The sequence below is a fragment of the Streptomyces sp. SID486 genome (assembly GCF_009865385.1).
Taxonomy (GTDB): domain Bacteria; phylum Actinomycetota; class Actinomycetes; order Streptomycetales; family Streptomycetaceae; genus Streptomyces.
Window position 1 is genome coordinate 1 of record NZ_WWJT01000263.1, and the last position, 8,659, is coordinate 8,659.

The following is an 8,659-nucleotide window of genomic DNA, read 5'->3' on the forward strand; positions in this document are numbered from 1 at the left end:
CCGCCGATCGCCGTCATGCAGATCACGGACAACCTCACCAGGAGATCCCGCCACGCTCCCGGGCGCCGAGGGCCTCGGCCGAGGCCGTGCCGACCGACTGGGAGGTCGCCACGTCCGGCACTCAAGCCTCTGACTGCTCGTCATGCCCCAGCAGGGGCCTGCGGGGAGGCGTAGGAGTGGCTGACGACGACCTTGCCGAAGGGAGCGCCGGTCGCGTATTGCCAGTAGGCGTCCACGGCTGCATCGAGGGGAAGACACGGTCGATCACGGGCCGTAGTCCGTGAGGCTCGATGAAGGCGTTCATCACGGTGAACTGGGCGCGGCTTGCGACGGCGACGGTCCGGACGGTGGCGCCGGAGGCGCACAGGGCACCGGTGTCGAGCGGCACGGCGGCCTTGCCGACAAAACCGACGCACGCGATCGTGCCCGCCAGGGCGTCAAGTTCAGTTCTTACTGGCCGCCTTTCAGCCGCCGGGGTACCTCAAGCCTCCCATTCCGGCTGCCGACCGGCTGTGCTCCTGTGTCGGCCTGCCGGAGCTGGGCTGCGGCTGGGAGAGGCGCCCCGAGGTCGACGTATGCCCGACAGCGCCGGGGGAGTTGCGCCGCCCTGTGTCCGTGACGCCGGCGCGGCGGTGCCGTGACAACAACGCCTCATTCCCCCTGCAACGCTACGTCGGTGATCTCTACAGACACCCTGGTGCCAGCCGAAGCAGTACTGATCGAGGATGGCGTGTAGTTCAATCTGGTCTGCCTCGACAGCTCGGCTGTCTCGATCACCGGGCCGGACTCGTCACCGTGGATTTCGTAGGTGATCTCGTACACGGCGTGAGGGTTGATGCTTGCGCTGTCGCCCAGATAGGTGAGGCTCGGTTCGAGCGTCATATTGCAGCCCGCTGACCCGAAGCACTGCCGCTTGGTGGTGCGCAGCTTGATCGTGAAACTGTTGACAGTGATCCCGGCATACCTCGGCGCGGGATCATCAGAGGCTGCGTTTGTCACCTCTTCAGCCGGAGTCTCGACCGCGGCTGGCTTGCTGTCGTTGTCAGTGGCCTGCACAACCACCACCCCAGTGGCCACGACCGCAGCGATGACAGCGACAGCTGAGCCGATGATGACGAGGTTCGTGCGGGAATTCTTCGGTCTCAGCGGCGGGGGCGGCGAAGCACTGGGCATCGGAGGCGTGTGTGTCGTGTCATTCATAGGTCCCCCAGGGATCGCGCGATGACGAAATCATGCGGCTGGTGCCTCGGAATGCGATGTGGATGTAGTCAACCTGTGACCCGAATGAGAGGGCTTCGCGTGGGAGGCACCGATCTCTCAGGCTGCGGCAAGCGGGCACGACTCGCGGTGCCGTGGCTGCCCCGGCCGCGCAGGTGGCGGAGCCGGACCCGTTAGCCCGCCTGGGGATGGCCAGCGATCCTGGAGCCGCGCGCCGCTCGTGCAACCGGGGAGGCGGCTGTGCGTGGCCGGCACTGTCGGAAGCAGAGTGATCGAAAAGAGTTTGCGGACGAGGGCCGCGGTTGGATAGACGTTACCGCCGGACCCCCACCACGAAGGTTGACGGGCCACGACAGTGAGAGGAGAGATAAGCCCATGATCCCCATGATCACCGCGCTTGTGTCCTCCCGGGATGCGGACCGCGTCTGACCCCGGAGCGGACGGGCGCCTTCACCGGAGCGTGCCTTGACCGTGAAAACGAACGACGTGACCATGCGCCCGATCACCGGACGCGAAGAAGTCGACCTCTTCTCCCAACTGCCTTACGTCCTCAACGAAGAATTGGCGGACGACCTTGCCGACGGCCGCCGACGTCCCGAGTGGATGTGGGTCGCCCTGCGCGGTGACCGCCTGCTCGCCAGAACAGCCTGGTGGAGTCGGTCAGGCGGCGACGCACCACTCACCCTGGACATCCTCGACATCGAAGACAGCGCCTCGGGCTCCCATCACGTGGACATCGGAGTGCATCTTCTGCAGACCGCCATGGCCGCTGTCCTCCCGAACAGGTCGCGTCCCCCTGAGTACAGCCGTCTCATCCCGCCGGACTGGCGTGAGAACGCGGTGACGAGACAAGCCGTCGAAGACCGCATGACGGTACTTGAACGGACCGGTGCCCGGCTCTTCGTCGAACGACTGCGCCTGGAGTGGCGTCCGGAATCGCCCGTTCCTGAGCGAAGCCGGCGCCTCACCTTCCGGCCGGTCCACAATGGCGAAGAAATCGTGGCTCTGATGGCCTCGGTCCTTGACGGGACGCTGGACGCACATGGCCGTGACGACCTGACCCGGATGTCAGTGCACGAAGCGGCCGTCCGGCACTACGAAGACGAGCTGGCGCGCTACACCAGCCCGCGGTGCTGGTGGCGAATCGCAGCACTGCCCCACGGAGAGCCAGTCGGGTTCGTCATTCCGGCCCGCAACGACTACAACGCGATCATCGCCTATATCGCAGTCCTGCCCTCACACCGCGGCAACGGCTACATCGACGACATTCTCGCCGAGGGCACTCGAATCCTTGCCGAACAGGACGTCCCCCACATCCGCGCGTCCACAGACCTCGGCAACATCCCGATGGCGAACGCCTTCCAGCGCGCTGGATACATCAATTTCGGGCGTGAGATCACCATGACCTGGACCTGACCGACCACTGGGCGTGGGCTCCGCAGACGGTGTCCCCGCCACCCCCGATCATCAGCACATCAACAAGGGGGCATGCAACACATGCCAACGCGCTCACCCGGCGCGTCACGGGCACGGTCGGTAAAACCCTGGCCAGCACGCCACCGCAGTGAGCAGGAAACCGCTGACAGCCTTGCGCATGGACATGATTCGAGAAGGCTCCAAGGCCAGGTACGGGCCGAGCTGGACGAGTTCGCTGTCGCCGATCGAGTCCTTGAGCGGGTCAGCGAGCAACTCGCCGATGAGCGCGCCTCGGCCGCGGCGGCGCCCGGGCAGGTGGGTGGCCGGGCGGTGATGCTGATCCCGCACCGCACGTCAGGTGTGAGGGAAGCCGCTCTCCCATCGAACTACCAGCGCAGTCTCATCGCCGTGCGGCACGGCCCGGGACCGATGATGGCCGGCAGGTCGGTGAGATGCTGGGGGGTGGATGTCGGCGTGCGGGCCAAGCTGGAACCGCTTCGCGGGAAGTTGGTCCGACTGGCCGATCGGGGTTTGCTGCGCGAACTGCCCAACGGGGCGGTTCGCTTCCTGTCCACGTCGAGGACCCTTACCCGCCTGCCTACCAGTGCCGTCTACCGCTGTCCACGCACATCGTCAACCACCTCGCCGATCTGCTCCGGCGACACCTGAAGGCGATACGGTCCCGGTGGCGGCCACTTCCGCCCGGACGGATCGCTGTGATCGTCCTGCCGTCCTCGGTCACGACCAGGGCCTGGCCGACATGGCCGGCGGTGACAACGTCTCCGAGTCCACCGTCCGCCGCTGGCGCGACGAGCTGATCACCTTGCTCGCCGCCCAGGCACCGGGCCTGGACCGCGCCCTGAAGAAGGTCGTCCTGAACAACGGCACCCTCATCCCCGCCCAGCGGCGCACCGAACGAGCCGACCGGCGGAACTACTCCGGCAAACACCGCCATCACGGACTGCACTTCCTCACCCTTGACTGACAAGCAGGGCCGCTTGATCTGGATATCCGCCGCCCGGCCCGGCCGCGCTCAGGGTCGACTCCGGGAGCCCTTCGGAGGTTGACGTGAGGTCAGAGCGCCTGCGGAGTGAGGATCGCAGGTTCGGTCCCGCGAGGTAGAGGCCGCAGGTGCAGCCGGGGGGCACGTGGAAATAACCGGTTGCCTGTTGGCGATGGTGGTGGATGCAATGTCCGCCATGATCACCCTGGTGCGCCCGCCACGGTGAGATGAGCTGAACGCGTACTACCTGACCTTGCCGCTCTGCGCACCGAGCGGGCTGCAACCGACTCGTCACAAGGGAGACGCCACGCATGAGTACGCCACCATCGCCTACACGCGCGGAGCGGACTGACGGATCGCCCATCCGGATCGGCGCTCTCGTTCCGCTGACTCGGCCCGGCTGGGTCGAGGCGGGCCGACACTTGCTCGCCGGACTGGAGCTGGGCGTTCGCGAAGTCAACGAGGTAGGCGGTATCAGCGGAAGGCCACTTGAGCTGGTGGTTCGAGACACCGCGGCTGATCCACAGAGGGCCGCGGCGGCCGTGGACGAATTGGCCGGCCTGGGGGTGGCCGCCTTGGCGGGGGAGTACCACAGCGTCGTCGCGCGCGCCGCTGCCGGTAGGGCCGACGCCCTGGGCCTCCCATTCCTCTGCTCTTCGGCGGTTCTCGACGCGCTCACCGAACAGCCGACGGAATGGGTCGCGCGCCTCTCCCCGCCGCAGTCCCGCGGCTGGCAGGTCTACGCGGACTTCCTCCTCGGCGCGGGCCACCGCCGCATCGCCGTAGCGGCCCAGCCGAGTGTCTACTGGGCAAGCGGTACCCGCATTTTGCGGGACCACCTCGCTGCACGCGGCGGCACCGTCGTCGAACTCGACATGAGTGCGCTCACCCCCGATGACGTGTGCGACGAACTCGCCGACAATCGGGCGACGGCCCTTCTTCTGCTGGTCGGTCACCCGGATCCGGCAGTGCCGATCGTCAGATCCGTCCGCGGCGACCAGCGCCTCGCCGATATCTTGATCGGTGCTCCGGCCGGGCAACCGGAGTTCGCCGAATGGGCGACATCGCTGGGCGACGACGGTGCCGGCGTCCCGTTCTTGCGCTACCTGCCCGAGGACCTCAGCCCACTCGGTGCACGAGTCGAGAAGGCCCTGCGCGAGCAGTTGGGCGAAGCGCCCTCATTCGTCGCCTACGAGGGCTACGACACGGTCACCGTCCTCGCCGGTGTGCTGCGTTCTCACGGCGCGGACCGGGCGCGCATCGCCGAATCCTGGCCGCGTGTCGTGGTCGTCGGCACCCGCGGGCAGATCCAGTTCTCCCGCGCGCCGGGCATCAGCGTTTGGCAATGGGCTGGGACGCCGATCCAAGTCGTTGATCGAGATCCGGCGGAACCCGGTCGCTTTCGGATCCTTCACGCCAGCTGAGCTGAGCTGAGCTGAGGTGAGGTGAGCACGGAGGTCCGACTACCCAGATCTGTCCGAACTTGGGGCGCCCCCGACGGTCCTCTCGTCAGCCTGGACCGCGCCCTCGAAGGTCGGCGGCGGCCTTTAAACGCCTCCCACACGGCTCTGGGCCTGCTGCTGGGCGAGCTGCTCCACCCGGGCGTCGTGTGCCCTGAGCGCCTCCAGCAGGGTGACTGGGCGTCCCGAAGAAGGAACCGCGGCCAGCACAGCCCGCCGCAGAAGACGCCCTGTGCGCCGCGCTGCGGGCTACGGACGCCCCTCGTGCCCTCCGGGACCACAGGGCGCAGCGCTGATTCAGCCGCGGGCGGGCGGGAGCCCGCCGGTGGCCACTGGCGCGGCAGCCTTCGCCGCAGCCAGCCTGGCCATGTCACGGCCGGTGGGCGGGGCGCGGGCGTGCCCGAGACGAGAGTGAGATGGTCACACCTGCTGAGCAACAGTGCCGGGGAGCCGTGACCGCACCGCCCCCGGCGATCGCCTTGTTGGTTCCGCGGTCTCCGTGTGGGTACCGGGCCGGCGGGTAGCCGGTGGGCGTGACCGCATCCGCCATCGCCGTCCTCGACATCGACGGGACACTCATCGACTCCAACTACCACCATGCCCTCGCCTGGTACCGGGCACTGCGCTCGGTGGGCGAGATCTATCCGGTGTGGCGGCTGCACCGGCTGATCGGGATGGGCGGGGATCAGGTGGTCACCGCTGTCGGTGGCGAGGAACTGGAGCGCCGGGTGGGCGACCGGGCGAGGGAGCAGCAGGGCAGGGAGGTCGACGAGCTGCTGGAGGAGATGGCGCCGTTGCCCGGTGCTCGCGATCTCCTCGTGGCGGTCAAAGAGCGCGGTCACCGGCTGGTGCTGGCCAGCTCTGCTCAGCAGCGTCACGTGGAGGTCTTTCTGGACATGCTGGGCGCCCGTGACATCGTCGACGACTGGACCACCAGCGCCGATGTGGAGTCCTCCAAGCCGGCGCCGGATCTGCTGCAGGTGGCGCTTCAGAAGTCGGGAGCACCGCCCGACGCGTCGAGTGTGATGGTCGGCGACTCGGTGTGGGATGTTGAGGCGGCCAAGAGAGCGGGGATGCCGGCGATCGTCGTCCGTTCCGGCGGCTTCGGGGACGACGAGCTGCGGAAGGCCGGCGCCATCGCCCTCTATGACACCCCCGGCGACCTCGCGAAGGCACTGGACGACACCCCACTCGCCTGACGCCCTCACCGTCGCCGGGCCCCGCCCGGTTGCGGTGCCAGATACCGGCCGCGCCGTGAAAAGCATCTACCGTCCCACCCCCGAGGGAGTACCGCCACCGATGACCGCCAATGAGGCAGACCCCGCCACCGAAGCGACGAGCACCCGCCCCGAGGCTCCCGCCGAGGCCGCGAGTGACGCACCCACCGGCAACCCCTTCCAGCCGCACCCCACCCTCCCCGAAGGGATGGGCGATCTCGACCGCCGCGCGATCGACACCGTGCGCGTGCTGGCGATGGATGCCGTACAGAAGACCGGCAACGGCCACCCCGGCACCGCGATGAGCATGGCCCCCACCGCCTACCTGCTGTTCCAGAAGTGGCTGCGCCACGACCCGGGCGATCCGAACTGGGTCGGCCGTGACCGCTTCGTGCTGTCGATGGGGCACTCGAGCCTCACCTTGTACATTCAGCTCTTCCTGTCCGGCTACGGCCTGGAGCTGGCCGACCTTCAGGCGCTGCGCACCTGGGGCTCTGTGACCCCGGGCCATCCCGAGGTCAACCACACACCGGGGGTGGAGACGACGACCGGTCCGCTCGGCCAGGGCGTCGGCAACGCCGTCGGCATGGCGATGGCCGCCCGCCGCGAGCGCGGTCTGCTGGACCCCGACGCCCCCGAGGGCGAGAGTGTCTTCGACCACACGATCTGGGCGTTCGCCTCCGACGGCGACCTGGAGGAGGGTGTCAGCGGCGAGGCGTCATCGCTGGCCGGCACTCAGGAGCTGGGCAATCTGGTCCTGGTCTACGACGCCAACCGGATCTCGATCGAGGACGACACCGACGTCGCGTTCACCGAGGACGTCGGCAAGCGGTACGAGGCTTACGGCTGGCACGTGCAGCACGTCGACGACGGCGAGGACCTGGCCGCGGTCGACCGCGCGCTGGCCGCTGCCCGGGCCGAGACCGGCCGCCCGTCGATCATCGTGCTGCACACGATCATCGGCTGGCCCGCGCCGAACAAGCAGAACACCGGCGCGGCCCACGGATCCGCGCTGGGCGAGGACGAGGTCCGGGCGACCAAGGAGATCCTCGGCTTCGACCCCGACAAGACTTTCGAGGTAGACCCGGAGGTGCTCGAGCACGCCCGCCGGGTCGCCGAGCGCGGCGCGCAGGCGCACGCGACATGGCAGCAGCGCTTCGACGCGTGGCGGGCCGGCAACCCCGACGGTGCCGCGCTGCTTGAGCGGCTGTCCACCCGTCGGCTGCCGCAGGGTTGGGCGGACGACCTGCCGGTCTGGGATGCCGATCCGAAGGGCGTGGCGACCCGGAAGGCTTCCGGCGAGGTCCTCGCCGCCCTGTACCCGGTCCTGCCGGAGCTGTGGGGTGGTTCGGCCGACCTGGCGGAGAGCAACAACACCGCGGTCAAGGGGGAGGCTTCGTTCCTGCCCGAGGACCGGCAGACCAAGATGTGGTCGGGCGGCCCGTACGGGCGCACGCTGCACTTCGGCGTCCGCGAGCACGCCATGGGCGCGATCATGAACGGCATCGCGCTGCACGGCGGGACCCGCGTGTACGGCGGCACGTTCCTCACCTTCTCCGACTACATGCGCGGTGCGGTGCGGCTGGCCGCGCTCATGCAGCTCCCGGTCACCTACGTGTGGACGCACGACTCCATCGGGCTGGGCGAGGACGGCCCCACCCACCAGCCCATCGAGCACTACGCGGCGCTGCGGGCCATCCCCGGCCTGGACTTCGTCCGCCCGGCCGACGCCAACGAGACCGCGGTGGCCTGGCGCACCATCCTCGGGCACAACGACCGCCCGGCCGGACTCGCCCTGTCCCGGCAGAACCTGCCCGTCTTCGACCGCACACGGTTCGCGTCGGCCGAGGGCGTCGCCCGGGGCGGCTACGTGCTGGCCGAAGCCTCCAGCGGCAGTCCCGAGGTCATTCTGATGGGCACCGGAAGCGAGGTGCAGATCGCCGTCGCCGCCCGGGAGACGCTGGAGGCCGACGGCATCCCGACGAGGGTCGTGTCACTGCCGTGCTGGGAGTGGTTCGCGGCCCAGGACCGGGCCTACCGCGAGCAGGTGCTGCCGCCTGCGGTGCGCGCCCGGGTGAGCGTCGAGGCTGGCGTGCCCATGGGCTGGCGGGAGTTCGTCGGCGACGCCGGCCGCATCGTCGGCCTTGACCACTACGGCGCCAGCGCGGCCTACACCGTGCTGTACGAGCAGTTCGGGCTCACCGCGGACGCGGTCGTCGCCGCGGCCCGGGAAAGCCTTGCCGCCGCCGAGGCACCGCCGCTAGCCCCCGTCGGCCCGGACAGCGCCGGCGCCCTGCAGACCCCCACCGGCGATCGCTGACCCGCCTGCCCCGCCCCGCCCCCCG

Annotated in this window: 6 protein-coding genes; 5 read left to right on the forward strand and 1 reads right to left on the reverse strand. The window is 69.1% G+C overall.

Going from position 1 to position 8,659, the window contains the following annotated elements:
- Positions 1-651 precede the first annotated feature (651 nt).
- Entirely contained in the window at positions 652-1,200 is a 549-nt protein-coding gene (locus GT045_RS13040) for a hypothetical protein (protein WP_237538549.1), read from the reverse strand.
- Positions 1,201-1,710: 510 nt separating this feature from the next.
- Here GT045_RS13040 and GT045_RS13045 point away from each other — a divergent pair.
- The 5 genes from GT045_RS13045 (at position 1,711) to tkt (ending at position 8,634) form a co-directional block, all read left to right on the forward strand.
- Positions 1,711-2,634, forward strand: a complete 924-nt coding sequence (locus GT045_RS13045; RefSeq protein WP_161334270.1) for a GNAT family N-acetyltransferase — start codon at positions 1,711-1,713, stop codon at positions 2,632-2,634.
- 685 nt (positions 2,635-3,319) lie between these two features.
- Entirely contained in the window at positions 3,320-3,619 is a 300-nt protein-coding gene (locus GT045_RS38880) for a hypothetical protein (RefSeq protein ID WP_202527933.1), read from the forward strand.
- A 329-nt stretch (positions 3,620-3,948) separates the two neighbouring features.
- Positions 3,949-5,061 (forward strand): ABC transporter substrate-binding protein, encoded by a 1,113-nt coding sequence (locus GT045_RS13050; RefSeq protein WP_161334267.1) that lies wholly within the window; start codon positions 3,949-3,951, stop codon positions 5,059-5,061.
- A gap of 569 nt (positions 5,062-5,630) precedes the next feature.
- Entirely contained in the window at positions 5,631-6,296 is a 666-nt protein-coding gene (locus GT045_RS13055) for an HAD family hydrolase (RefSeq protein ID WP_161334268.1), read from the forward strand.
- A 226-nt stretch (positions 6,297-6,522) separates the two neighbouring features.
- Positions 6,523-8,634, forward strand: a complete 2,112-nt coding sequence (tkt, locus tag GT045_RS13060) for a transketolase (protein ID WP_161334271.1) — start codon at positions 6,523-6,525, stop codon at positions 8,632-8,634.
- Positions 8,635-8,659: the final 25 nt, after the last annotated feature.